Source organism: Streptomyces sp. NPDC032472 (assembly GCF_040636955.1).
GTDB lineage: Bacteria > Actinomycetota > Actinomycetes > Streptomycetales > Streptomycetaceae > Streptomyces.
Genome location: NZ_JBEZVK010000008.1, coordinates 23,219 through 48,273 on the forward strand (window position 1 = coordinate 23,219; position 25,055 = coordinate 48,273).

The following is a 25,055-nucleotide window of genomic DNA, read 5'->3' on the forward strand; positions in this document are numbered from 1 at the left end:
TTCGAGACCATCACAGGAGGGTTCATGGAGGCGCTGCTTTTGGCCGCCCTTGGCGTCATGTGACCTGCCGCGGTACAAGTGGCCGCGCATAAGGGGGCCGTGCAGACATACGACGCGGTCGCGGAAGCTTCGACCACGACTCAGCAACCGGACCTGTAGCCGCGGCGGCTCGTACGACGACGAACCCATCTCCTAACCGGACGGCACAATGCCGGCGTGGAGCCGAAGCCGAACAGCCGGATCATCGTCGCGCTGGACTGCGACAACCGTGCGGCCGCTGACGACATCGTCGGGCGGCTGGGCGGTGATTGCCGTTTCTACAAAGTCGGCTTGGAGCTGCTGACCGCGGCCGGGCCGGGTGTCGTCGAGGACCTCGTAGCGCAGGGCAAGGAGGTCTTCCTCGACCTCAAGCTCTTCGAGATCCCCCACTCGGTCGCCGGTGCGGTGCGGGCCGCGGGGGCACTTGGCGTCTCGATGGTGACCGTGCACGCCATGGGCGGCGTCGGCATCATGTCCGCCGCGGTCGAGGCCGCCCGGGAGTTCCCGGGCCTGCGGGTACTGGCGTTGACCGTGGTCACCAGCATGACCGACGCGGACCTTGCCGCCATCGGCGTCGGCGGCGCGACGCAGGAGCAGGTGCTCCGGCTGGCCCGGCTGGCCGGCGAGGCCGGCTGCCACGGGGTCGTCGGCTCGCCGCAGGAGGCGTCGGCGCTGCGGGAGGTGTTGGGCGCCGAGGCCCTGATCGTCACTCCGGGGGTCGCGCTGGCCGGGACGTCTGCGGGTGAGCACGCCCGTGCCGGGACGCCGGGCGCCGCCGTCGCCGCCGGGGCCTCCCACGTCGTGGTCGGCCGGGGCGTCACGCGCGCCGCGGACCCGGCGGCCGCGTTCCGGCGCGTCCGGGCGGACCTCGGTGAGTAGGGCCGAATTCCTGTACCGGCCGCACCACGGCCAACTAGCCTCGGCCGCATGACTGTTGAGCTGAACGACGCCGTACGCAAGCTCCTCGACGCCCCGCACCCGGCGGTGCTGTCCACGCTCAACCCGGACGGCAGCCCGCAGAGTTCGGTGGTGTGGGTGTCCCGGGACGGCGGGGAGCTGCTCATCTCCACGGAGGAGGGACGGCGCAAGGCGCGGAACATCCTGGCCGACCCGCGCGTCGGCGTCACCGTCTTCGACCTGGCGAACCCGTACCTCTACGCGGAGATCCGCGGCACCGCCACCGTCACCGAGGACACCGGCCGGGCCGTTGCCGTCCGGATCGCGGAGGAGTATCTCGGGCCGGGCGGCGGCAAGGAGTACCGGGACGCCCCGGCGGAGGACGTCCGCGTCGTCGTCCGCATCACCCCGACCAAGATCCTCGGCAACGCCACCAAGACCGGCTGAACCACTGGGCTCCGCCAACGCCTGTGACGTGGGCCGGGCCATCACAGCCTCCCCGACGCCTGCAAGGGGGTCCGGCAAAACCAGCCTCGCCGGCGTTTGAGGCGCGGCTCCGGGCAGAGCCCGGTACCCGGCGGAGCCGGGATCCTGGGGCGCCGCCCGGCCTGCGCGCCCGCCTCGACCCGGCCGGGAACCACGGCCCGCCAGCTCGAGAGGTCGTCGGCGACCCCCGCAATTCCGCACGCGCGCGCACGCGCACGCCCGCCGTGGTGTGCTGGAAGCGTGCGCCTCGACCGGAAGGCCCTGTCACCACCCTTGCGTCCGGCAAACCTGCTGTCGGCCCGGCAGCTGGCGTTCGCCTGGTCCCTGATGGGGCTGATCGCGCTGATTGCCTGGGTGCTGGTCGCCGACCAGGCCCGCGCCATGGGGGTGGAACCGGGAACCATGGGCATGGGCATCCCGCTGTTCCTGCTGCTGTGGCTGATCATGATGATCGCCATGATGTTCCCGTCCGTAGCCCCGGTGGCCATCACCTGGGCCCGGGCCATCGGCCGCCAGTCGGCCGGAGCCGTCCGCGCGGCCCGTACCACCCAGTTCGTGGCCGGGTACCTCCTGGCCTGGACGGTCTTCGGCCTGATCGCCTACGGGCTCCTCGCCGCGACCGGGGCCGTGGTCGACGACCACCCGGGCGCCGGGCGCTGGATCGGTGCCGGCGCCTTCCTGATCGCCGGGCTGTACCAGTTCAGCCCGCTGAAGAACCTCTGCCTGCGGCACTGCCGCAGTCCCATGGGCCAGCTCGTGCGCTACGCCGGGTTCCGGCCCGTGGTCCGGGACCTGAGGGTCGGGGCCCACCACGGGGCGTACTGCGTCGGCTGCTGCTGGGGACTGATGGTCGTCCTCATCCCGCTCGGCGTCATGAACGTCCTGGCCATGGCCGCGGTGGCCGTGGTGATCTTCGTGGAAAAGCTGTGGCGACTGGGCCCCGTCTTCTCGGCAGCCATCGGCATCGCCTTCTTCGTGCTTGCGGTACTGGCCCCCTTCCAACCCTGGCTGCTCCCGGGCCTGGCCCCACCACAGTCGCCGATGCCGATGTCGTCCGTGCTCCGACCGTAGGAAACCGGCGAGGCGGCCGGTCAGGCCGCCAGGCCCGCGAGGAGGACGGTCAGGCCTGCGTCGAACATCCCGGCGGGGTCGTCGTGCGGACCGTCGGCGACGACGCGGGCCAGGGTCGGGTAACGGCCCGCCTCGAACAGGCGCATCAGGTACGGGCCGGCCGTCTCCTGCCACTGGCGGTCCGTGAGGCCGCTCTCCCGCTCCGTGCGGAGCTCGACCACCTCGTGCCGCACCGCGCCGAGCACGTAGCCGTTCACCGCCTGCAGGGCCCGCATCAGGGCGGCGGGGTCCTCGCCGATGCCGGGCGCGCACCGCAGGGCGGCGAGCGTCGCCTCCAGGTGGGCCAGCGCCGCGGGCCCCACCTGCGGGCGCCCGCCGAGCAGGTCGGCGAACCACTCGTGCCGCAGGGCCGCCTCCCTGATGCCATGCGCAAGAGACCGTACGCCCGCCCGCCAGTCGCCACCGGCCGCCGGCAGGTCGACCTCCCCGTACACCGCGTCGACCATCAGGTCGAGCAGCTCCTCCTTGGTGTCCACGTACCGGTAGAGCCGCATCGGGCCCGCGTCCAGGGCGGCCGCCACCTTGCGCAGCGACACCGCCCGGAGCCCGTCGGCGTCGGCCAGGGCGATCGCCGCCCGCACGATCCGGTCCCGGTTGAGCGGGCTCAGCGCCGACCGCGTCGACGGCTCGGGCCGTTCCCAGACAAGCGGCGTCACGGTGTCGTCCTCCTACAGGCGTTGCACAAGATCGATACAGTGTATCGTCGCGATACAGCGTATCGATCCCGGCTGAAGGGCACACCCATGCCACCTATCGCCATCGTCGGAGCCGGCCCCGCCGGCCTGGTCCTCGCACGCGTCCTGCACCTGCACGGCATCGAAGCCGTCGTGTACGAGCGTGAGGCCTCCCCTACCGTCCGCACCCAAGGCGGCATGCTCGACCTCACCCCGGGCGGCGGCCAGCGCGCCCTGCGCGAGGCCGGGCTGGAGGCGGAGTTCCTGCGCATAGCCCGGCGCGAGGGCCAGGACCTCCGCCTGCTCGACCACACCGGGGCGGTGCTGCTCCGGCAGGACACCGCCGACGACGCCCCGCTGGAGCGCCCCGAGGTCGACCGCGCCGACCTGCGCGCCGTGCTGCTGGACTCCCTGCCCGCGGGGGCCGTCGCCTGGGGCCGCGGCCTCGTACGCGCCGAGCCGCTCGGCGGGGGCGAGCACCGCCTGTACCTCGCCGACGGCGGCACCGACACCTGCGAGCTCCTCGTCGGCGCGGACGGCGCCAACTCCCGCGTCCGCCCCCTCGTCACCGACGCCCGGCCCGTGCCCCTCGGCACCGTCGTGATCGAGCTCGGCATCCCCGACCTCGCCCGCACCCGGCCCGACCTCGCCGCCCGCGTCGGCCGCGGCAACTACTGGGCCTACGGCCCCGACCGCTCCCTGTCCGCCCAGCTGAACGGCGACGGCCGGCTGCGCATCTACCTCAGCTTCCACGGCCGGGACGAGGAGTGGCTCGCCTCCCTCGGCATCCCCTTCGGGGACCCGGCCCGCGCCCGCGCCCGGCTGCGGGAGCTGTACGCCGGGGCCGGCTGGGCCCCGCAGCTCACCGAGCTGATCGACGCCTGCGACGACACCGTCTGGCCCCGCTCCCTCAGCGCCCTGCCGGTCGGCCTGACCTGGGCGCCCGTACCCGGCGTCACCCTGCTCGGCGACGCCGCCCACCTGATGCCGCCCGCCGGCAACGGCGCCAACGAGGCCCTGCTCGACGGGGCCGAGCTCGGGCTCGCGATCGCCGCCGGCCCGGGCGACCTCGACGCCGCCGTACGGCGCTACGAGACCGCCATGTTCCCGCGCGCCGAGGAGGCCGCACGCTTCTCCGCCCGGATCCACGAGGTGCTCAAGTCGCCCGATGCGGCGCAGCAGCTGGTGGGGTTCCTGGCCGGGTAGCCGGCCCCGGCGGCACCCTGGGTCAGTGGTCGAAGGCGAAGAAGGAGTCCACCGCGGTGTCGTGGATGCCGCGGGCCTCCTTCATCCGGCCCGTCGGGGCCGAGACCCACACGTCCCAGAGCCGGCCGTTCTGCTCCCAGGCGATGTCGTACGTGTGCCGGGGGCCCTCGCCGGCCGGGTCGAAGCCGTTCCAGGTGAACTCCCAGAAGGCTGCGGGCAGTCCCTTGCGGGTCGTCGCCCGGACCTTGTTGTCGCGGTACCCGGGGTTGTTCGCCGGACCGCGGGCATCGGAGTCCCGCATCGAGCCCAGCGCCCCGCCGGGCGGGATCGTGCCGAACCGGATGCCGACGCGGACGGCGCCGTCCGGGGTGATGTAGAAGACCCGCTCGCCGTCCGTCGAACGCTGGGAGCCCGCCGGGACGTTCAGCGTGAACCCGCGCTCGTCGTCGACCTTCACGAAGCCGGCCGGTACGCCCCCGGGCTGTACGGGGGCGGGCGAGGACGGCGGCACCGAGGGGGACGTCGGCGCGGACGGCGGCGGCGTCGACGGGGGAGGGGTGCTGGGCGTCGGCGTGGGCGTGGGCGTCGTCGGGGCCGGCTGGCCGGGGACGGCCGGTGCGGAGCCGACCGCGCCGGACTGGCCGCCCGCGGAGCGCCCGTCGAGCAGCACCCCCGCCGTCACCGCACCGGCGCAGGCGGCCACGGCCCCCGCCACCACCAGCGCCACCCGGGCACCCCGCAGCCGGGGCCGAGGCGGCCGGGGCTGCCCGCCGGAAACCACGACACCGGCATCACCGGCATCACCGCCGCCGGCAGTCGGCCGGTGGGCTGCGTGCGCGGTCGGCGTGTACCCGGGCGGCGGCGGCGCCGGGGCCGCGGCCCTCGTCTCCTGGTCCGCCACGCCGCCACCCGCCGCGCACGCGGCCAGCATCCGGCGTGCCTCCACGGCCCCCAGCCGCCGCTGCGGGTCCCGCTCCAGCAGCCCGGACACCACCGGCAGCAGCGGCCCCAGCCGGGCCGACGGCCGGATCTCCTCGTAGACGACGGCGTGTGCGACAGCCCCGATCGAATCCCGGCGGAACGGCGACTCGCCCGTCACCGCCGCGCACAGCAGCGCCCCGAGCGACCACAGGTCGGACTCCGGGCCTCCGGCGCCGCCCTGGATCCGCTCGGGCGCGGAGTACTCGGGCGTGCCCGCGAAGACCCCGGTCTCGCTGATGGTCGGCGCCCCGGGCAGGCTCGCGATGCCGAAGTCGGTCAGCACCACCCGGCCCGTGCCCGCGTCCAGCAGCACGTTCGCCGGCTTCACGTCCCGGTGCAGCACCCTGCGGGCGTGGGCCGCGGACAGTGCGTCGATCAGGGCGACGCCCACCCCGGCCGCCTCCTCGGGGGCCATCGGGCCGCCGGGCCCGGCCAGCCGGTCGGCGAGGGAGCCGCCGTCGACCAGCTCCATGACGATGACGAGCTGCCCCTCGTGCTCCACCACGTCGTGGACCACGATCACGTGGGGGTGCCTGATCTTGGCGACGGCCCGCGCCTCGCGCAGGGCGCCCTCCGGATCGACCCCGGTCTCCAGGGACAGGGCCTTGACCGCGACCGGCCGCCCGAGGAGCTCGTCGGTGGCCCGCCAGACCACGCCCATGCCGCCGCGGCCGAGGCGCTCGCCCAGGCGGTAGCGCCCGCCGATCACCGCCCCGCCGCCGGCGGCGCCATTGCCGTCTCCCTGCAACCCGCCCTGGAGCGACACCCGTTCCCCCCGTTCACCGACCACGGCCATGATGCCGCAACCGCCCGGGCGGCACACGGGAGATGCGGCCCAAGTCCACCGCACGGGCCGGGGTGCCCCTTGCCGCTGCGCGGAGCCCGTCCCCGCCCCGCCCCTTCCCGAAACCGGGCTCCGCCCCGGACCCCGCTCGCCTCAAACGCCGGCGAGGCTGAAAAACCCGGCCGCTCCGCGCCCGGTGCGCTCAAACGCCGCGCGGGCCTAATTCAGCCCCGCCGGCGTTTGAGGCGCGGGGTCCGGGGCGGAGCCCCGATCTTTGAGCCGCGCCGGCGATTGAGGCGAGCGGGGCCCGGGGCCGCAGGACCCGCCCGCGGCGAAGCCGCTATCGGACACAGCGGGAAGGGGCGGGGTGGGGAACCGGCTCCGCGCAGCGGGAGGACCACCCGGGACGGGAACGGACGGTCAGGGCAGACGGGACCGCACACCCGCCCAGGCCCGGACGGCCTCCACCACCGGGTCGCCCTCCGGCAGCCGCGGCGCCACGGCGGCCATCCGGTCCAACAGCAGCTTGATGCGCCGCAGATGGCGGATCCGGGCCCGCGGCAGCTCCCGCCAGGCCCCCGCCTGCAGGGCCGCCTCCGCCGGGGTCAGGTGGATCAGGCCGAGCAGCTCCCGGCAGAGCGCCACCGGGTCGCCGCCCCGGCCCGCGCCGAACTCCCGGATCAGGTAGCCCCGTACGCCGGCCAGCTCGACCGCGCGGTCCAGCGGGTCCGAGCCCGCCCAGGCGGCCTTGCGGTCGGCGGCCGCCAGCGCCACCCGGCCCCAGCGCAGCCGCACCTCCTCGGGCAGCCCCGCGTCCTGCATCCCGCCCGCGGCCAGGGCCTGGAGCGTCAGCGGGTGCGGTTCGTCGCCGAGCGGCGGATCGGTGGCCAGCCAGGCCTCCAGCCCGTCCAGCGCATGCCCGCCGGGCGGCACGGCGTTCAGCACCTGCCCCCGCCCGAGCAGCCCGGCCGCGATCCCCGCCAGGTGCACCCGGGCCGTGTGTCCGGCGCCGCAGAGGGCCACCTGGCGCCCGTACCGCTCGATCCGCCGCAGCCCGAGCCGCGCGTCCCCGGCGGCGTACACCTGCCCGGTCCGGGCGACCCCGCCTATGCACCGCACGAGGCACACACCGCCCTCGGCACCGGTCTCCTCGACGGAATACACCTGCAGCGCGGCGATGGACACCCCGGCCCCCCTTCCCCGCCGGGGAGGCTACCGCGTCGGCATGCGGCCCGGGCAGCGTGGCGGGACGATGGATCAGGTGGGGGCTGCGAGACGGGAGAGGAAGACGGCCATGCTGGGAGACAGCAGGGCATTCAGCGGCTTCTCGGTCGGCAGCACCGAGAGCGTGAAGGACTTCTACAAGGACACCCTGGGCCTGCGGGTGTCCGAGGACGCCGAACTGCTCGTCCTCGAACTCGGCGGCGGCCACCGCGTCCTGATCTATCCGAAGGACAACCACGAGCCCGCGACGTTCACCGTGCTGAACTTCCCCGTGGACGACATCGAACGGGCCGTCGACGACCTGTCCGCCCGCGGTGTCTCCTTCGAGCGCTACGAGGGCTTCGACCAGGACGACCGCGGCATCGCCCGCGACCCGTCCCGCGGCGCCATCGCCTGGTTCAAGGACCCGGCGGGCAACATCCTCTCGGTACTGGAGGAGAACCCGGGCTGACGGCGGCGCGGCCCGGCCCGGCCCGGCCCGGCAGCCGCAGGGCCTCCCGCGCCGCCCCTACGCGGCGGCCTCCATGATCAGCCGGATCTCCGTGACCTCGTAGCCCGCACGGGCGAAGGCGGCGGCCATCGGGGTGTTGACGGTGTCGGTGGTGGCGGTGATGCGGTCGGCGCCCTCGGCGGCGTGGAAGCGGGTGATCTCGGCCAGGATCTCGTCGATCAGGCCGCGGCCGCGCTGCTCCGGGACGACGCCCAGGTAACCGACGTTGCGGTGGTACGGCGTCGCCGACGGGACGGCCAGGCCCGCGAGGGTGCCGTCCGGCAGCTCCGCGAGGCGCCACCAGGAGCGCTCGCCGGGGCAGTCGAGGTAGAACTCCATGTCCTCGCGGGCCAGCTGCTCGGCGTCCATGGAGCGCAGTTCGCTCTGCGTGTGCAGGTCCAGGCTGCCCTCGGCCAAGCGGGCGAAGGCGTGCAGGTACTCCTCGTCCGTGCCGTCCCGGAAGACCAGCCGGCCGGTGGGCTCGGCGGTGCCGGCGGCCGGGGTCCACTCGTAGCGCAGGCGCTCGATCGCGCGGGTCAGGCCCGCCCGCCGGGCGGCCTCCCGGCGCCAGGCGACCGCCGCGACGGCTTCGGGGCGCTCCTGCCAGTCGCCGGGCACGGACATGTTGTACTCCGGGAGCGAGCCGAACGCCTCGTGCCCGGCGGCCAGCAGTCCGGCCGCGAGGGCCGCCGGGTCGGCCACCGAGGGGCGGACCTGGAGGCAGTCCAGTGCGATCGGGCGCTCGCTGTCGGCGCGGCCCCACCACAGGGCGCGGGCGAGGATCTCGCCGTCCTCGTCCTCGGCGAACCAGGTCCACTCGGGGCGGAGCCGGTCGTCCGCGAGCTCCTCGCGGATCTTCTCGGGGGACAGGGCGGCGACGGGGCCGTCGGCTTCGGCCGGGTAGGCGACGGCGCGGTCGAGGTCGGCTGGATCTGCGGTGGCGGGACGGAAGCGCATCCGCCCATGATCAGCAGCGACGGCCCCCGGTGCCACGGATTTTGGTACGCCGACGGCCGGCCCCCGGGAAGGGGACCGGCCGTCGGTGCCGTCATCGGTACGGGGCGTGCCCGCCCGCCGCTACGACCAGGTGATCAGGCGGCGCGGGTGCTCCAGGACCGCGGCGATGTCGGCCAGGAACTTCGAGCCGAGCTCGCCGTCGATCAGGCGGTGGTCGAACGACAGGGCCAGCGTGGTGACCTGGCGCGGCTTGACCTTGCCCTTGTGGACCCACGGCTGGAGCTTGATCGCGCCGACCGCGAGGATCGCGGACTCGCCGGGGTTGAGGATGGGCGTGCCGGTGTCGACGCCGAAGACGCCGACGTTGGTGATGGTGATGGTGCCGTTCTGCATGTCCGCCGGGGAGGTCTTGCCCTCGCGGGCCGTGGCCACCAGGGAGGACAGGGACTCCGACAGCTCGCCGAGGGTCTTGGCGTGGGCGTCCTTGATGTTCGGGACGATCAGCCCGCGGGGGGTGGCCGCCGCGATGCCCAGGTTGACGTAGTGCTTGAGCACGATCTCCTGGGCCGCCTCGTCCCAGGACGCGTTGACGTCCGGGTTGCGGCGGATGGCGACCAGGACGGCCTTGGCGATGAGCAGGAGCGGGTTGATGCGGAGCCCGGCGAGGTCCGGGTCCTCCTTGAGCTCCTGGACCAGCTTCATGGTGCGCGTCACGTCGAGGGTGATGAACTCGGTGACGTGCGGCGCGGTGAAGGCGGAGCCGACCATGGCCTGGGCGGTGACCTTGCGGACGCCCTTGACCGGGATACGGGTCTCCCGCGCGCCGGCGTCGGCCGCCACCTGGGCCGCCGCGGCGGCCGGGGCCTCGGCCGCGGGAGCCGCGAGCGGAGCCGGAGCCTGGGCCTGTGCCGGAGCGGCGGCCTGCGGGGCGAGCGCGGCCGCGGCGGCGGCGTGCACGTCCTCGCGGGTCACGATGCCGCCCTCGCCGGTGGGCACCACGGAGGCCAGGTCGATCCCGAGGTCCTTGGCGAGCTTGCGCACCGGCGGCTTCGCCAGCGGCCGGTCCCCGACCGCGGGGGCGTGGCCGTTGCCGTTCACCGACGCGGGCGCCGGTGCCTGGGCCGGAGCCGGGACGACCGGAGCCGGGGCCGGGACGACCGGAGCGGGGACGACCGGAGCCGCGGCAGCGGCCGGCACGGCCTTGCGCGGGCGGCGCTTCGTGGAGGACTGGGCGACGCCGTAGCCGACCAGCACGGGCTGGCGGCCCTCGGGCGCCGGCTCCTCGGCCGGGGCCGGTGCGGCAGCCGGGGCGGCGGCGGCCGGAGCCGCGGCGACGGCAGCGCCGGTGGCCTCGTCGGCTCCCGTACCGGTCTGGACCGAGATGATCACCTGGCCGACGTCGACCGTGGTGCCCTCCTCGAAGAGGAGCGCGTGCACGGTGCCGTCGAACGGGATCGGCAGCTCCACGGCCGCCTTCGCCGTCTCGACCTCGCAGACGACCTGGCCGTCGGTGACGGTGTCACCCGGCTGGACGTACCACTTGAGGATCTCGGCCTCGGTGAGGCCCTCGCCCACGTCGGGCATCTTGAATTCGCGGATGGTCACAGGGCTCTCCTAGTACGCCAGCGAGCGGTCGACGGCGTCGAGCACCCTGTCCAGACCGGGGAGGTACTCCTCCTCCAGGCGGGCCGGCGGGTAGGGGGCGTGGAAGCCGCCCACGCGCAGCACCGGCGCCTCCAGGTGGTAGAAGCACCGCTCCGTGATGCGAGCGGCGATCTCCGACCCGAGTCCGAGGAAGACCGGCGCCTCGTGGACCACCACGAGCCGGCGGGTCTTCTCGACCGAGGCCTGCAGCCCGTCGAAGTCGACCGGGGACATCGACCGCAGGTCGACGACCTCCACCGACTTGCCCTCCTCGGCCGCCGCGGCCGCCGCCTCCAGGCAGACCTTCACCATCGGGCCGTACGCAGCCAGCGTGATGTCGGTGCCCTCGCGGGCCGTGCGCGCCGCGTGCAGGGAGTCCGGGAAGGCCTCGGTGTCGACCTCGCCCTTGTCCCAGTAGCGCCGCTTCGGCTCGAAGAAGATCACCGGGTCGTCGCTGAGGATGGCCTGCTGGAGCATCCAGTAGGCGTCGCTCGCGTTCGACGGCGAGACCACCTTCAGGCCCGCGACGTGCGCGAACAGTGCCTCCGGGGACTCCGAGTGGTGCTCGACCGCGCCGATCGCGCCGCCGTACGGGATGCGCACGACGACGGGCATCTTGACCTTGCCCAGCGCGCGGGCGTGCATCTTCGCGAGCTGCGTGACGATCTGGTCGTACGCCGGGAAGACGAACCCGTCGAACTGGATCTCCACGACCGGCCGGTACCCGCGCAGGGCGAGGCCGATGGCCGTGCCGACGATGCCGGACTCGGCGAGCGGGGTGTCGATGACCCGCTCCTCGCCGAAGTCCTTCTGCAGTCCGTCGGTGATGCGGAAGACACCGCCCAGCTTGCCGACGTCCTCGCCCATGATCAGGACCTTGGGGTCCGTCTCCAGGGCCTTGCGCAGCGACTCGTTGAGCGCCTTCGCGATCGACATCTTCTCGACAGCCATCAGTGACCCTCCTCGAAGGACGCGAGGTAGGCGGCGAACTGGGCGCGCTCCTCGTCGACGAGCGCGTGCCCGTCCGCGTAGACGTTCTCGAAGATCGCCATGGTGTCGGGATCGGGCATGGCGCGCACGACCTCGCGCACCCGCTTGCCCAGGGCCTCGCTCTCGGCCTCCAGCTCCTCGAAGAAGGCCTCGTCGGCGCCGCCGCTCGCGAGCAGGTAGGTCTTCAGGCGCAGGATCGGGTCCTTGGACTCCCAGGCCGCGGTCTCCTCGTCGCGACGGTACTTCGTCGGGTCGTCGGAGGTGGTGTGGGCGCCCATGCGGTACGTGTACGCCTCGACCAGCGTCGGGCCCTCGCCGCGGCGCGCGCGGTCCAGGGCCCAGCGGGTGACCGCGAGGCAGGCCAGGACGTCGTTGCCGTCGACGCGGACGCCGGGGAAGCCGAAGCCCTGCGCGCGCTGGTACAGCGGCACGCGCATCTGGCGCTCGGTCGGCTCGGAGATCGCCCACTGGTTGTTCTGGCAGAAGAACACCACGGGGGAGTTGTAGACGGCCGAGAAGGTGAACGCCTCGGCCACGTCGCCCTGGCTGGACGCGCCGTCGCCGAAGTAGGCGATGACCGCGGAGTCCGCGCCGTCCTTGGCCACGCCCATCGCGTAACCGGTCGCGTGCAGCGTCTGCGAGCCGATGACGATCGTGTACAGGTGGAAGTTGTTGCTGTTGGGGTCCCAGCCGCCGTGGTTCACGCCGCGGAACATGCCGAGGAGGTTCGTCGGGTCGACCCCGCGGCACCAGGCCACGCCGTGCTCGCGGTAGGTCGGGAAGACGTAGTCGTCGTCGCGCAGCGCACGGCCGGAGCCGATCTGGGCGGCCTCCTGGCCCAGCAGCGAGGCCCACAGGCCCAGCTCGCCCTGGCGCTGGAGGGCGGTGGCCTCGCCGTCGAAGCGGCGGGTCAGCACCATGTCGCGGTAGAGCCCGCGCAGGTCCTCGGTGGTGATGTCCTCGACGTAGGACAGGAACTCTGCGTTGTCAGGGTTTTCCGCAGCGCCGACCCGCTCCCCCTCGGGGGTCAGCAGCTGTACGAGCTGGGGCTCGGCGCTCTGCGCGGTGGCGACAGCCTTGGCAGCGGGGGCCTTGGCGGCGCTCGCCGCGCCTGCCGCCCGCTTGGTGCCGCTGCTGCGTCGCGGCTTGCGCGCGGCAGTGCTCTCCACGGTCACGTGTTGCTCCTCCGTCGGTCCGGCTCCCGGGTTCTCCGGGGTCCAGTGCGGCTCACCTGGATCCGTACCCGCACACGGGGTGGGTGTGCGTCGTGTAGGGATTCAGGCGTGACAGGTGCCCCGGCGACTTGCCCTGCGCAATGCACGTTACCCAGTGCACCGCATAACTGCGAAACCCCACTTGACCTGCGTTTTTGCTTGGATTTCCAAGTAAATCCGCAGAGCCGGGAACAAGCACTGGTCACAGCCTTGCAGGGGGCCGGAACAACGGCACGTTATCCCGGGTAACGACCTCAGGGAAGGGGTGAGTGTGTGAAACTGAGTTCGTGCGCGAAGACGGAAAAATCAAGGTATTCCTCCTGGACGACCACGAAGTGGTACGGCGCGGGGTGCATGAGCTCTTGTCGGTCGAAGAGGACATCGAGATCGTCGGCGAGGCGGGTACCGCAGCGGACGCCCTCGTGCGCATCCCCGCCACCCGTCCGGACGTCGCCGTTCTGGACGTGCGCCTCCCCGACGGCAGCGGGGTGGAGGTCTGCCGCGAGGTCCGCTCGCTGGACGAGGACGTCAAATGCCTGATGCTGACGTCCTTCGCCGATGACGAGGCCCTCTTCGACGCGATCATGGCCGGCGCCTCCGGCTACGTCCTGAAGGCGATCCGCGGGAACGAGCTGCTCGGCGCGGTACGGGACGTGGCGGCCGGCAAGTCGCTGCTGGACCCGGTGGCCACGGCGCGGGTGCTGGAGCGGCTGCGCGACGGCTCGCGCGGTAAGGGCGACGACCGCCTGGCCAACCTGACCGAACAGGAGCGGAAGATCCTCGACCTGATCGGCGAGGGCCTCACCAACCGCGCCATCGGCGAGCGGCTGCACCTCGCCGAGAAGACCATCAAGAACTACGTGTCGAGCCTGCTGTCCAAGCTGGGCATGGAGCGCCGCTCACAGGCCGCTGCGTACGTCGCCCGCCTGCAGGCGGAGAGGCGCGCCTGAACTGAACCGGAGTTATTAAATCCGGTTATCGGCGCGCCTTTCGTCCGGGGATTCGCTCCCTGTTCCCGTCTGTTCCCGTGTTCCCGTCGGGAGTTCGTCAGTTCGAGTCGTCCAGCGGGTTCGGCGGCTCGACCACTCCGCCCGACGAGCTCTTCGTCGGCCCCGGGTTGCTCGACTTCGTCGGCGAGGGGCTCGACTTCGACGCCGAGGGCGACGGGCTGGGCGACGGCGAGGACGACGGGGTGTAGCTCGGCGTGTACTTGGGCTTCGGCGGCGCCGAGAACTCGTCCGAGGAGCGCGTGGACGGCGTCTCGTGCGACGGCGTGTTCTGCTCCGCGGACGGGGCACTCTGCTGGCCGTTCGGGGAACTCTGGACCGTCGCCGGCTTGTTGCCCTCGCCGCCGTTGTGGCTCACCGTCTTGACGGCGTACGCGACGCCGCCCGCGATCGCCACCAGGGCGAGCACCGCGAACAGCCACAGCGTCCAGCGGCCGCCGCCGCGGTTGTCGTAGCCGTCGTAGCCGTCGTGCGGGCCGTGCGGCCCGTGGTTCTGGGCCGGGATGCGCCCGTGGCCGTCGTACCCGCCGCCCGGGAACGCCGAGCCGTCGTCCGGGTTCAGCGGCGGCACCATCGGCTGCTGGAACTGCGAGGTCGAGGCGTGCGCGGCGTAGTCCGGCCGGCCGCCGGGCCCCTGGGCCACCGGCATCGCCGTGGTCGGCGCGGCGCCGCGGCCGTGCGGCAGGGCCATGGTGACCGGGCCGGTGTTCCAGGTGCCCGTGTTCGGCCCCTGGTCCTGGAGCATCTGCAGGGCGTACCCGACCAGCCCGCGCATCTCCTCGGCGCTCTGGAACCGGTCGTCCGGGTCCTTGGCGAGGGAGCGCATGACCAGGCCGTCGAGCTCCTGCGGGATGTCCTGGCCCTCCGGCAGCTGCGAGGGCGGCACGGGCACGTCCTGCACGTGCTGGTAGACCACCGACAGCGGGGTCTCGCCCGTGAACGGGGGACGCAGCGCGAGCAGTTCGTACAGCAGGCAGCCGGTGGCATACAGGTCGGAGCGGTGGTCGACGGCCTTGCCGAGGGCCTGCTCCGGCGAGAGGTACTGCGGGGTGCCCATGACCATGCCGGTCTGCGTCATCGTCGACTGGGCGCCGTGCAGGGCGCGCGCGATGCCGAAGTCCATGACCTTGACCGCGCCGCCGTCGGTGATGATGACGTTCGCCGGCTTGATGTCGCGGTGCACGATGCCGTGCTGGTGCGAGTAGGCCAGCGCCTCCAGTACGCCCGAGACGATGATGAGCGCCTGCTCCGGCCCCGGGGCCTCCGCGCTGATCAGCAGGTCGCGGATGGTGCGGCCCTCGACCAGCTCCATGACGATGTACGGGACGGTGCTCTGGCCGACCGTGTCCTCGCCGGAGTCGTACACGGCGACGACGGCGTGGTGGTTGAGCCCGGCGACCGACTGCGCCTCACGCGTGAAGCGGGCCTTGGAGACCGGGTCCTCGGCGAGGTCGGCGCGCAGCAGCTTCACGGCGACAGTCCGCCCGAGGCGGACGTCCTCGGCGGCGAAGACCTCCGCCATGCCGCCGCGGCCCAGGCGGTGGGTCAGCCGGTAGCGGCCGTCGCCGACGAGACCGCCGGCGCCCCAATGCTCAGGACTCTCTGCCATCCCGGCGCCGTTTCCCTCGGGTTCGGGTGCCATGAGTCCTCGCCGTCGTCTCTCTCGGCCGCCGCTGAGCGGTAGGTCCTTTTCGGGTGCTCCGATGAACGCTACAGCCTCGGAACAGGTCGCCGTTCGGACAATGGCTCGCGGTGGCCTTGTGGTCACGGAACGAGCACCTGGCTTGACGTGTCCTTGCGCTCCGGCAGACTGGGCCCCAAATGCGCTCAGCCAGACGCGTACGGACACACCCCGAGGGGAAGCAACAGTCATGAGCCAGGACGGCGATCAGGGCCAGTACGCAGGCGGCTCTCTGGCCGGTGGCCGTTACCAGCTAAGGGACTTGCTGGGTGCGGGCGGCATGGCGTCGGTGTACTTGGCGTACGACTCGGCGCTCGACCGGCAGGTCGCCATCAAGACCCTCCACAGCGACCTCGGGCGCGAGCAGTCCTTCCGCGAGCGGTTCCGCCGTGAGGCGCAGGCTGTTGCGAAACTGTCGCACACGAACATCGTCTCGGTGTTCGACACGGGTGAGGGCGAGGTCACGTTCCCGGGCGGCGGGAGCGACGCGGCGGTCATGCCGTACATCGTCATGGAGTACGTGGAGGGCCAGCCGCTCGGCTCCGTCCTGGAGGCGGACATCCGCCAGTTCGGGGCGATGCCCGCCGACAAGGCGCTGAAGGTGACGGCCGACGTGCTGGCCGCGCTGGAGACCAGCCACGAGATGGGCCTGGTCCACCGCGACATCAAGCCCGGCAACGTGATGATGACCAAGCGCGGCGTGGTCAAGGTGATGGACTTCGGCATCGCCCGCGCCATGCAGTCCGGCGTCACCTCCATGACGCAGACCGGCATGGTCGTCGGCACCCCCCAGTACCTGTCGCCCGAGCAGGCCCTCGGCCGCGCCGTCGACGCCCGCTCCGACCTGTACTCCGTCGGCATCATGCTGTTCCAGCTGCTGACCGGGCGGATCCCCTTCGACGCCGACTCGCCGCTCGCGATCGCGTACGCCCACGTGCAGGAGGAGCCGGTCGCCCCGTCGGCCATCAACCGGTCGATCACCCCGGCGATGGACGCACTGGTGGCGCGGGCCCTGAAGAAGAACCCGAACGAGCGCTTCCCCACGGCCGCCGCGATGCGCGACGAGATCGCCCGCGTGATGGCCGCCGGCCAGACCGGCGCGCCGGCCATCGTCCCGGGCGTGCACACGGGCGGCAGCGGTGCGGGCGTGAGCTCGGCCGTCTTCCCGCCGCTGGACTCCGGCTTCCAGGGGGCCGCGCCGGCCGCGTCGGTGCAGCAGCCCTACACGCCGGCCGGGTACGCGCCGACCCCGCCGCCGATGGCGCAGACGCACCCGCAGCAGGGCGGCTACGCCTACCCGCCGCAGGCCACGGCCCAGCAGCAGTACGCGGCGCCGACGCCGCCGCCGTTCGCGGCGCAGGGCGGGGCTCCGGTCGCCCCGCACGCGGCGGCCTCGGGCGGCGCAGGCGGCCGGAAGAACATGCCGGTGGTCGTGGGCGCGATCGCGGTGTCCCTGATCGCCGTCGGCGGCCTGATCTACGCCGTGGTCAACAGCGGGGACGACGAGGGCGGCAAGGGCAGCGGCAAGGACACCGCGAACCAGCAGACGACGGGCGGCCAGGCCGCCAACCCGTCCGCCTCCAAGGCCACCCACAGGGGTCCGGACATCACGCGCACGATCGACCCGGCCAAGTGCAAGGAGCCGATCAAGGACTTCAGTGACGCGTCCAAGGTCCAGGCGCCGGACTTCCGCTACAAGAACGTCCGCTCGGTGAAGGAGTGCATCCAGGCGGCGGGCTGGCGCTTCAAGGTCGAGAAGAAGGACGAGGCTGTCTACGGCGAGGACACCGTTCTCTCCCAGACCCCGGAGCCGGGGAGCAAGATCGACAAGGGCGGCAGCCCCGAGTTCACCCTCATCATCTCCACGGGCGACCCCCAGTAGCAGTACGCAGGCCGGCGGCAGCAGACCGCCGCCGGCAGGCCGCGCGGGGGGCCGTCATACGGCCCTTCGCGCGAACCATGATTCCGCACCACTCCTCCGATACGTCCGGGATGCCCGTTTTGCCCCACCATGTGAACCTGAGCGGGAGATCGCCCGCTCAGGACGGGAGGGGCACCCGTGAATCGAGGCCTGCGCGTGCGGCGCCTGCTGGCCGCGGCAGCGCTGGCCGCCGCGGCGCTGTCGCCCGCCGCCTCGGGCGCGCCCGCGTCCGCGTCGGGGCCGGCTGCCGTGGCGGAGGACGACGTGGCCGACGTACCGGAGGAGGAGTACGAGGAGCTGGCCGGGAGCGTCGCCGGCCAGGGACGGGAGCGCCCCGGGCGCCCTGCGGCCGCGCCCGCCAACCCGCAGTCCCTGCTCGCCTCCCGGCCCTACCCGGTCCGCCAGCACCCCCGGCCCCCCACGAACCCCCCGCCCGCCCGGCCGAGCCACCGCCCCCCGCACGCGGTCACCGCCTTCAGCACCCGGCCGAACGAGCGGGCCGCCGACCTGGCCGCCCACCTCTTTTCCCTCGGCACCGGATTAGCCCTGATGGGCCTCGGCCTCGGCTACCTCGGCGTACGGCTGCGCCGCGGCATCTGACCGGCCCGGCGGGCTGACGGTGACTCAGCGTTGCCGGCCGCCCACAGGGTGGATCACGCCCGTACGGGGGCACACCGAGTGAGTACGACGGTGTGCGAGAGAATGACTGGCATGGAGATGCCGAGGAGTGAACGGTCGCAGGACAGTCCCCCGCACGTCCTGATCGTGGGACAGGACGGGATGGCGGTCGGCGGCGCCGATGACGAGTCGCGCGAGGTCCCGGTGACGGAAATGGTCGAACAGCCCGCCAAGGTCATGCGGATCGGCAGCATGATCAAGCAACTTCTTGAAGAGGTCCGCGCCGCCCCTCTGGACGAGGCCAGCCGGGTCCGTCTCAAGGACATCCACGCCGCCTCGGTGAAGGAGCTGGAGGACGGCCTGGCTCCCGAGCTCGTCGAGGAACTGGAGCGGCTCTCCCTGCCGTTCACCGAGGAGGCCGTGCCGTCCGAGGCGGAACTGCGCATTGCGCAGGCCCAGTTGGTGGGCTGGCTGGAAGGCCTGTTCCACGGCATCCAGACCGCCCTGTTCGCCCAGCAGATGGCGGCCCGCGCCCAGTTGGAGCAAATGCGCCGCGCCCTGCCCCCCGGCGCCCCCCACGACGGCGACGATGAAGGCCCCCACGGCGCAGTCCGCTCGGGCCCGTACCTGTAAGCCACCGCCCCCATCCGGCCCCGCCGCCGCTGGAGGCGGCCCGGCGGGGTCCGGGGCGCAGCCCCGATCTTCGAGCCCCGCCGCCGCTGAGGCGGCCCGGCGGGGTCCGGGGCGCAGCCCCGATCTTCGACCCCCGCCGCCGCTGGAGGCGCGGGGTCCGGGGCGCAGCCCCGATCTTCGAGCCCCGCCGCCGCTGGAGGCGCGGGGTCCGGGGCGCAGCCCCGGGATACGGAGAAAGGGCGGGGCGGGGAGAAGGCCCCGCGCAGCGGCCCCGAAGCGGCACCAGGACGCCCCCGACCCGGCCCGGGCAAATCCGGCCCCCCGCAGGGGACATGGTCCGCGCATACTCAGGGGCATGAGCAGCTACGACGCGATCGTCCTGGCCGGCGGCGCCGCCCGCCGCCTCGGCGGAGCGGACAAGCCAGGCCTGAGCGTAGGCGGCCGCACCCTCCTCGACCGCGTCCTCGACGCCTGCCCCGACGCCGACGCCACCGTCGTGGTCGGAGGCCGCCGCCCCACCACCCGACCGGTCCGCTGGACGCAGGAGGACCCGCCCGGCGCCGGCCCCGTGGCCGCCCTGGCCGCAGGCCTGCGGCAGACCACCGCCGAGCTGGTCCTCGTCCTCTCCGCGGACCTCCCCTTCCTCGACCGGGCCACGGTCAGGGCCCTCCTGACAGCCCCCGGCGGAGCCGACGGCGCCCTCCTGCGCGACCGCTCCGGCCGGGACCAGCCCCTGGTCGCCGCCTACCGCACCGAGCCACTCCGCCGCGAAATCGCCCTCCTGGCCACCGAACACGGCACCCTGAGCGGCCTCCCCCTGCGCACGCTCACCGCCGAACTGGACCTGGCACACGTGACGGACACTGCGCCACTCGCCTCCTTCGACTGCGACACCTGGGAGGATCTCGCATCCGCCCGCGCCAGGATCAGGGAGCATGGAAACGTGCTGGACCAATGGATCACCGCCGTCAGAAGCGAGCTGGGCATCGACGTCGACGTGGACGTCAAGACCCTGCTCGACGTCGCCCGTGACGCCGCCCACGGCGTCGCCCGGCCCGCCGCCCCGCTGACCACCTTCCTGGTCGGCTACGCGGCCGCCCGCGCCGAGGCCGCCGGGGCCGACCCGGCCACCGCCGTCGCCGAAGCCTCCCGCAAGGCCGCCGACCTGGCCCTGCGCTGGGCCGCGGAAGCCGAGGACGGGGCCGAGGGCAGCGCCTCGGGAGAGAACGGCCCAGGATGACCCCCACCGACGCCGACGCCCTCGACGAGGCCCTCGCCCTGGTCAGCCGCACCCCCGCAGGCGAAGGCCCCGGCGGGGGCGGCGGCGCCGGCGGGCACCGCGCCACCGCCTGGCCGCGCGCCCGGGAGGCAGCCGCCCGCGCCGGCTCCGGCATCCGGCCCCGCACCCACCGCGTCCCGCTGGCCGACGCCCTCGGCGAGGTGCTGGAGCAGCCCCTCGAAGCCCTCACCGACCTGCCGTCCTTCGACACCTCGGCCATGGACGGCTGGGCCGTCGCCGGCCCCGGCCCCTGGACCGTCCGCCCCGGCGGCGGCGTCCTCGCCGGCTCCGACCGGCCCGAGCCGCTCCACGACGGCGAGGCCGTACGGATCGCCACCGGCGCACGCATCCCCGCCGACACCACCGCGGTGCTCCGCAGCGAGCACTCCCGCGAGGCCGGCACCCAGCTCCACGCCGACCGGCCCGTCCAGACCGGCCAGGACATCCGCGCGCGCGGCCAGGAATGCCGCTCCGGCGACCTGCTGCTGCCCGCCGGCTCCCTGGTCACCCCGGCCGTCCTCGGCCTCGCCGCGGCCGCAGGGTACGACGAGCTCGCCACCCGGCCCCGGCCCCGCGTGGAGATCCTGGTCCTCGGCGACGAACTGCTCACCGAGGGCCGCCCCCGCGACGGCCTGATCCGCGACGCCCTGAGCCCCATGCTCGGGCCGTGGCTGGCCCGGCTCGGCGCCGAGGTCACCGCCACCCGGCGGATCGGCGACGACCCGGCCGGGGCCGCGGCCCTGCTGGACGCCGTCACCGGCTCCGAGGCCGATGTGGTCATCACCACCGGCGGCACCGCGTCCGGCCCCGTCGACCACGTCCGCCCGGTCCTCGCCGAGGCCGGCGCCGAGCTGCTGGTCGACGGCGTCGCCGTCCGCCCCGGGCACCCCATGCTGCTCGCCCGGCTCGGCGACCGCGCCGACGGCCGCCACGTGGTCGGGCTGCCCGGGAACCCGCTCGCCGCCGTCTCCGCCCTGCTGACGCTCGCCGAGCCGCTGCTGCGCGCCCTCGCCGGCCGCCGCCAGCGCCCCCGGTACGCGGTCCCCGTCCAGGGCGACGTGCCGGGCCACCCGCACGACACCCGGCTCGTACCCGTGCTGCTGACCGACGAGCACGCCGTACCGCTGCGCTATCACGGGCCCGCGATGCTGCGCGGCGTCGCCGCCGCCGATGCGCTGGCCGTCGTACCGCCGCACGGGGCGCGCTCGGGGCAGGACCTGGAGATCCTCGACCTGCCGTGGGTGGCGGGAGGATGTTTCACGTGAAACTCCACGGCCAGGACGCGATGGCCCGCGGCGCCGACGAGAAGCTCGTCGCGCACCGCGTCACCCTGCCCAGGCGGGTGGTGGAACGGCCCCTGAAGCAGGTCGGCGAGCGCCTGCTGATGGCCCTGCTCGTCCTGGCCCTGGCGGTCCTGATCGTGTGGCTCGACCGCGACGGCTACCACGACAACGCCGACGTGAAGGTCGACTTCCTGGACTCCGTGTACTACGCCACGGTGACCCTCTCGACCACCGGGTACGGGGACATCGTCCCGTACAGCGACAGCGCGCGCCTGGCCAACATCCTGCTGGTCACACCGCTGCGGATCCTCTTCCTGATCATCTTGGTGGGAACCACCCTGGAAGTCCTCACGGAGAAGACCCGGGAAGAGTGGCGGCTGAACCGCTGGAGGAAGAACTTGCGCGAACACACGGTCGTCGTCGGCTTCGGCACCAAGGGCCGCTCGGCCCTGCAGACCCTGCTGTCCACGGGCCTGCCGAAGGAGCGGGTCATCATCGTGGACCCCAGCTCCAAGGTGATCGACATGGCCGCCTCGGAGGGGTTCACGGGCGTCGTCGGCGATGCCACGCGCTCCGATGTCCTGCTGCGCGCCGAGCTCCAGAGGGCCCGTCAGATCGTCATCGCGACCCAGCGCGACGACACGGCGGTCCTGGTGACACTGACGGCGCGCCAGCTCAACCGCGGCGCGAAGATCGTCGCGGCGGTCCGCGAGGAGGAGAACGCCCCGCTGCTGCGCCAGTCGGGCGCGGACGCGGTCATCACGAGCGCGAGCGCGGCGGGCCGGCTGCTGGGGCTGTCGGTGCTGAGCCCGAGCGCGGGCACGGTCATGGAGGACCTGATCCACCAGGGCAGCGGCCTGGACCTGATCGAGCGGCCCGTGAAGAAGTCCGAAGCGGGCAGGAGCGTGCGGGAGACGGAGGACCTGGTGGTGAGCGTGCTGCGCGGCCACCGGCTGCTGCCGTACGACGACCCGCACGCGAGCCCGCTGCAGCTGACGGATCGTCTCATCGTCATCGTGCGCGCCTCACCGCCCGCCTAGCCGCCGGCGACGCTCCGACCGACCGAGTAGCCGCGAGGGCGGAGTCGGCCTGCCGGGGCCGCCGTTGGCGTACGCTCCGGGCCATGCATGCGATCACCATCGAGCAGCCCGGCGGCCCCGAGGCCCTGGTCTGGGCCGAGGCACCCGACCCGGTGGCCGGGGAGGGCGAGGTCCTCGTCGACGTCGCCGCGAGCGCCGTGAACCGCGCCGACCTCCTGCAGCGGCAGGGGTTCTACGATCCGCCGCCGGGCGCCTCCCCGCACCCCGGGCTGGAGTGCTCGGGGCGGATCTCCGCCGTCGGCCCGGGGGTCTCCGGCTGGGCGGTCGGCGACGAGGTGTGCGCGCTGCTGAGCGGCGGCGGGTACGCGCAGAAGGTGGCCGTCCCGGCGGGCCAGCTGTTGCCGGTCCCGGCGGGGGTGGACCTGGTGACGGCCGCGGCCCTGCCCGAGGTGGCGTGCACGGTGTGGTCGAACCTGTTCATGGTCGCCCACGTGCGTCCCGGCGAGACCGTGCTCGTGCACGGCGGCTCCAGCGGCATCGGCACGATGGCGATCCAGCTCGCCAAGGCCGTCGGCGCGACGGTCGCGGTGACGGCCGGCGGCCCGGAGAAGCTGGCCCGCTGCAAGGAGCTCGGCGCGGACGTCCTGATCGACTACCGCCAGCAGGACTTCGTGGCGGAGCTGAAGGCCGCGACGGGCGGCGCCGGCGCGGACGTGATCCTGGACATCATCGGCGCGAAGTACCTGGCCCGGAACGTGGACGCCCTGGCCGTGAACGGGCGGCTCGTGGTGATCGGGATGCAGGGCGGGGTGAAGGCCGAGCTGAACCTCGCCACCCTGCTGGCGAAGCGGGCGGCGATCGCGGCGACGACGCTGCGGGCCCGGCCGCTCCAGGAGAAGGCGGCCATCGTCGCGGCCGTGCGGGAGCACGTGTGGCCGCTGGTGGAGGCGGGCCGGGTCAGGCCGGTGGTCCACACCGTCCTGCCGATGCAGGAGGCCGCCGAGGCCCATCGGGTGGTCGAGGCGAGCACCCACGTGGGCAAGGTGCTGCTGACCGTCTGACGGCGGTGGGCGCGGGTCACCTCAGCGCGGCGGCGACCAGCCCCTCCAGCGCCTCGGCAGGCACCTCGGTGCCCGCCACGAGGTGGTCCAGGACCAGGCCGTCCACGCAGGACAGCAGGGTGTGCGTACGGGCGTCCGGGTCGGGCACGCCCCGGGCGGCCAGAAAGGCCCGTACGCGCTCCCGGCCGGCGTTGTCGCGGGGCACGAGGATCTCGCGGAGCTCCGGGTCGCGGACGCTCTCCAGCGCGCAGGCGTAGCGGGCGAGGGAACGCCGGCGCCCCTCGCCGGTCAGCCGCGCCCGCGTCAGCGCGTCCAGGCCGTGGACCAGTTCGGCGGGCGTGCGCAGCGGCGGCGTGCGCTCCCCGGCCGCCTGCAGCTCGGCCTGGTCGCGGGCCACGAGGCGGCGTACGAGGGCGGTCAGCAGGGCGGCGCGGGTGCGGAAGTAGGCCGAGGTGGTGCCGGCGGGCAGGGCGGCGGCCCGGTCCACGGCGCGGTGGGTCAGCCCGCGCATCCCCGCATCGGCGAGGACCTCGATGGCGGCATCGGCCAGGACGGTGCGTCGTTCTTCGCTCACCCCCCATTTCTACACCTGTAGAAGCCCGGGGGTAGGCTGCGCCCAACGGCTTCTACAGGTGTAGAAGACCCGCGAGACAGAGGGACGGTCATGAACGGCACCGCTTTGGTGATCGGCGGCGGCATCGGCGGGCTCGCCGCCGCCATCGGACTGCACCGCACCGGCTGGGGGGTGACCGTCCTGGAGCGGTCCGCCGTCCTGGCCGACGCGGGCGCCGGCATCTCGCTCGCCGCCAACGGCATCCGGGCCCTGGACGCCCTGGGCGTGGGCCAGGCCGTCCGCGGGGCCGCGCGGCCCCAGTACACCGGCGGCACCCGCACCCCCGACGGGCAGTGGCTGTCCCGGATGGACGGCGCCGCCCTGGAACGCGCCCTCGGCACCCCCATGGCCGGCATCCCGCGCGCCGACCTGCACCGCCTGCTGCGCGCGGCCCTCCCGCCCGGCTGTCTGCGCACGGGGGTGACGGGCTCGCTGGAGGCCGCCCGGGCCGGCGCCGATGTGGTGGTGGCCGCCGACGGGGTCCGCAGCGGCATCCGCGCCGAGCTCTTCCCGGAGCACCCGGGCCCCGTCTACAGCGGCTCCACGGTCCTGCGCGCCCTCACCGCCGGACCGGTCGCCCTGGACACCGACTTCGAGCTGACCTGGGGGCCGGGCGCGGAGTTCGGGCACATCGCCCTCGCCGACGGCCGGGCGGAATGGCACGCCGTCCTGGCCGCCCCCGCCGGCCTGCGCCATGCGGACCCGCTCGCCGAGCTCGGGCGGCTCTTCGGGCACTGGCACGAGCCGGTCGCCCGCCTGCTGGCGGCGACCCGCCCCGAGGACGTCCTGCACCACGACGTCCACGAGCTGCGCACCCCGCTGCCGCGCTTCACCGCCGGCCGGGTGGCCCTCCTCGGGGACGCCGCGCACGCGATGACCCCGAACCTGGGCCAGGGCGCCTGCCAGGCCCTGGAGGACGCGGTCACCCTGGCCGCGGAACTGGCCGCCGCCCCGGACGTGGAGACGGCACTGGCCCGCTACGACGCCGTGCGCCGGCCGCGGGCCCAGGCCGTGGCCCGGGCGGCCCGGCAGGCCGGCCGGCTGGGCCATCGGCTGGCCCACCCGGCTGCCGTGGCCCTGCGCAACCGGGCCCTGCGCCTCGCGCCCTCCCGGGCGACGGTCCGGGCGATCCTGCGCCACGCGGACTGGACCCCGCCGCGGCTGCCGGCCCGGGCGGTCTGACCCCCGCCCGGACCGGCAGG

The 25,055-nt window shown here is 74.0% G+C and carries 23 protein-coding genes; 14 read left to right on the forward strand and 9 right to left on the reverse strand.

The window, feature by feature from the left end:
- Positions 1-216: 216 nt before the first annotated feature.
- From pyrF to AB0F11_RS07065, 3 genes are all read left to right on the forward strand, one after another.
- Positions 217-918, forward strand: a complete 702-nt coding sequence (gene pyrF / locus AB0F11_RS07055) for an orotidine-5'-phosphate decarboxylase (RefSeq protein WP_362169265.1) — start codon at positions 217-219, stop codon at positions 916-918.
- 48 nt (positions 919-966) lie between these two features.
- A complete protein-coding gene (locus AB0F11_RS07060; protein ID WP_362169267.1) occupies positions 967-1,383 on the forward strand; it encodes a PPOX class F420-dependent oxidoreductase in 417 nt (138 codons plus the stop codon).
- Between the two features lie 279 nt (positions 1,384-1,662).
- Positions 1,663-2,493, forward strand: coding sequence for a DUF2182 domain-containing protein (locus tag AB0F11_RS07065; RefSeq protein WP_362169269.1), 831 nt, complete (start codon positions 1,663-1,665; stop codon positions 2,491-2,493).
- Positions 2,494-2,513: 20 nt separating this feature from the next.
- Here the strand turns inward: AB0F11_RS07065 and AB0F11_RS07070 are convergent, their stop codons facing one another.
- Positions 2,514-3,209: a TetR/AcrR family transcriptional regulator gene (locus AB0F11_RS07070; RefSeq protein ID WP_362169271.1), complete on the reverse strand. Its 696-nt coding sequence runs from the start codon at positions 3,207-3,209 to the stop codon at positions 2,514-2,516.
- An 87-nt stretch (positions 3,210-3,296) separates the two neighbouring features.
- Between AB0F11_RS07070 and AB0F11_RS07075 the strand changes: the two genes are divergently transcribed.
- Entirely contained in the window at positions 3,297-4,433 is a 1,137-nt protein-coding gene (locus tag AB0F11_RS07075; RefSeq protein ID WP_362169273.1) for an NAD(P)/FAD-dependent oxidoreductase, read from the forward strand.
- Between the two features lie 22 nt (positions 4,434-4,455).
- On the opposite strand, the gene AB0F11_RS07080 is transcribed toward AB0F11_RS07075, so the two are convergent.
- Positions 4,456-6,210 (reverse strand): serine/threonine-protein kinase, encoded by a 1,755-nt coding sequence (locus AB0F11_RS07080; protein WP_362169275.1) that lies wholly within the window; start codon positions 6,208-6,210, stop codon positions 4,456-4,458.
- 408 nt (positions 6,211-6,618) lie between these two features.
- Positions 6,619-7,383, reverse strand: a complete 765-nt coding sequence (locus AB0F11_RS07085) for a hypothetical protein (protein WP_362169277.1) — start codon at positions 7,381-7,383, stop codon at positions 6,619-6,621.
- 109 nt (positions 7,384-7,492) lie between these two features.
- On the opposite strand from AB0F11_RS07085, the gene AB0F11_RS07090 reads away from it, so the two are divergent.
- Positions 7,493-7,873: a VOC family protein gene (locus AB0F11_RS07090; RefSeq protein WP_362169278.1), complete on the forward strand. Its 381-nt coding sequence runs from the start codon at positions 7,493-7,495 to the stop codon at positions 7,871-7,873.
- 57 nt (positions 7,874-7,930) lie between these two features.
- On the opposite strand, the gene AB0F11_RS07095 is transcribed toward AB0F11_RS07090, so the two are convergent.
- From AB0F11_RS07095 to pdhA, 4 genes are all read right to left on the reverse strand, one after another.
- Complete coding sequence (locus AB0F11_RS07095) at positions 7,931-8,869, reverse strand: GNAT family N-acetyltransferase (protein ID WP_362169280.1); 939 nt, start codon at positions 8,867-8,869, stop codon at positions 7,931-7,933.
- 120 nt (positions 8,870-8,989) lie between these two features.
- Entirely contained in the window at positions 8,990-10,453 is a 1,464-nt protein-coding gene (locus tag AB0F11_RS07100) for a dihydrolipoamide acetyltransferase family protein (protein ID WP_362169498.1), read from the reverse strand.
- Positions 10,454-10,483: 30 nt separating this feature from the next.
- Positions 10,484-11,464: an alpha-ketoacid dehydrogenase subunit beta gene (locus tag AB0F11_RS07105; RefSeq protein ID WP_361904030.1), complete on the reverse strand. Its 981-nt coding sequence runs from the start codon at positions 11,462-11,464 to the stop codon at positions 10,484-10,486.
- Positions 11,464-12,678, reverse strand: a complete 1,215-nt coding sequence (gene pdhA / locus AB0F11_RS07110) for a pyruvate dehydrogenase (acetyl-transferring) E1 component subunit alpha (RefSeq protein ID WP_362169282.1) — start codon at positions 12,676-12,678, stop codon at positions 11,464-11,466. Before pdhA ends, AB0F11_RS07105 begins: the two co-directional genes overlap by 1 nt.
- A gap of 326 nt (positions 12,679-13,004) precedes the next feature.
- Between pdhA and AB0F11_RS07115 the strand changes: the two genes are divergently transcribed.
- A complete protein-coding gene (locus AB0F11_RS07115; protein WP_362169283.1) occupies positions 13,005-13,667 on the forward strand; it encodes a response regulator transcription factor in 663 nt (220 codons plus the stop codon).
- A 97-nt stretch (positions 13,668-13,764) separates the two neighbouring features.
- Here the strand turns inward: AB0F11_RS07115 and AB0F11_RS07120 are convergent, their stop codons facing one another.
- The gene (locus tag AB0F11_RS07120) at positions 13,765-15,366 is read right to left on the reverse strand and encodes a protein kinase (RefSeq protein WP_362169285.1); all 1,602 of its coding nucleotides are present in this window, start codon (positions 15,364-15,366) and stop codon (positions 13,765-13,767) included.
- Between the two features lie 229 nt (positions 15,367-15,595).
- On the opposite strand from AB0F11_RS07120, the gene AB0F11_RS07125 reads away from it, so the two are divergent.
- The 7 genes from AB0F11_RS07125 to AB0F11_RS07155 all read left to right on the forward strand — a co-directional run bounded on the left by AB0F11_RS07125 (position 15,596) and on the right by AB0F11_RS07155 (position 23,240).
- Positions 15,596-17,287: a protein kinase gene (locus AB0F11_RS07125; RefSeq protein WP_362169287.1), complete on the forward strand. Its 1,692-nt coding sequence runs from the start codon at positions 15,596-15,598 to the stop codon at positions 17,285-17,287.
- Positions 17,288-17,464: 177 nt separating this feature from the next.
- Positions 17,465-17,926 carry a hypothetical protein gene (locus AB0F11_RS07130; protein WP_362169289.1) on the forward strand — a complete coding sequence of 154 codons (462 nt, stop codon included), beginning with the start codon at positions 17,465-17,467 and terminating at the stop codon, positions 17,924-17,926.
- 111 nt (positions 17,927-18,037) lie between these two features.
- On the forward strand, positions 18,038-18,577 hold the full coding sequence (locus AB0F11_RS07135) for a bacterial proteasome activator family protein (RefSeq protein WP_362169291.1): 540 nt from the start codon (positions 18,038-18,040) through the stop codon (positions 18,575-18,577).
- Positions 18,578-18,932: 355 nt separating this feature from the next.
- Complete coding sequence (locus tag AB0F11_RS07140) at positions 18,933-19,817, forward strand: NTP transferase domain-containing protein (protein WP_362169293.1); 885 nt, start codon at positions 18,933-18,935, stop codon at positions 19,815-19,817.
- Positions 19,814-21,121: a molybdopterin molybdotransferase MoeA gene (locus AB0F11_RS07145; RefSeq protein WP_362169294.1), complete on the forward strand. Its 1,308-nt coding sequence runs from the start codon at positions 19,814-19,816 to the stop codon at positions 21,119-21,121. The genes AB0F11_RS07140 and AB0F11_RS07145 overlap by 4 nt, the downstream gene beginning before the upstream one ends.
- Positions 21,109-22,179: a potassium channel family protein gene (locus AB0F11_RS07150; protein WP_362169295.1), complete on the forward strand. Its 1,071-nt coding sequence runs from the start codon at positions 21,109-21,111 to the stop codon at positions 22,177-22,179. The genes AB0F11_RS07145 and AB0F11_RS07150 overlap by 13 nt, the downstream gene beginning before the upstream one ends.
- A gap of 83 nt (positions 22,180-22,262) precedes the next feature.
- Entirely contained in the window at positions 22,263-23,240 is a 978-nt protein-coding gene (locus tag AB0F11_RS07155) for an NAD(P)H-quinone oxidoreductase (RefSeq protein ID WP_362169297.1), read from the forward strand.
- Between the two features lie 16 nt (positions 23,241-23,256).
- Here the strand turns inward: AB0F11_RS07155 and AB0F11_RS07160 are convergent, their stop codons facing one another.
- A complete protein-coding gene (locus AB0F11_RS07160) occupies positions 23,257-23,814 on the reverse strand; it encodes a TetR family transcriptional regulator C-terminal domain-containing protein (RefSeq protein WP_362169299.1) in 558 nt (185 codons plus the stop codon).
- Positions 23,815-23,904: 90 nt separating this feature from the next.
- Here AB0F11_RS07160 and AB0F11_RS07165 point away from each other — a divergent pair, with 90 nt between their 5' ends.
- Positions 23,905-25,035, forward strand: coding sequence for an FAD-dependent monooxygenase (locus tag AB0F11_RS07165; protein ID WP_362169300.1), 1,131 nt, complete (start codon positions 23,905-23,907; stop codon positions 25,033-25,035).
- Positions 25,036-25,055 lie beyond the last annotated feature (20 nt).